1 protein-coding gene is annotated in these 255 nt (G+C 61.2%); it reads left to right on the forward strand.

Features of this window, described 5'->3' with window-relative positions:
• On the forward strand, positions 1–255 hold a 255-nt coding region (locus IB279_RS36905; protein WP_192341305.1), incomplete at both ends, for an amidohydrolase family protein.

Consider the following 255-nt stretch of genomic DNA (forward strand, 5'->3'; position numbering starts at 1 on the left):
CCAATGCCGGCATCCTCTATTCGACGCTCGCCAAGGGGCCGAAGCTGCCCTTCGATTACCAGGTCAACTCGACCCGTCATTTCATGCGCGAGCTCAACCGGCTCGGCGTCACCAGCGTCATCGACGCTGGCGGCGGCTTCCAGAACTACCCGGATGACTATGCCGTCATCCAGAAGCTCTCGGACGAGGGCCAGATGACGGTCCGCCTTGCCTACAACCTCTTCACCCAGAAGCCGAAGCAGGAGAAGGACGACT

The sequence above is a fragment of the Ensifer sp. ENS06 genome, from assembly GCF_014852205.1.
In the GTDB taxonomy this organism is placed as follows: domain Bacteria; phylum Pseudomonadota; class Alphaproteobacteria; order Rhizobiales; family Rhizobiaceae; genus Ensifer; species Ensifer adhaerens.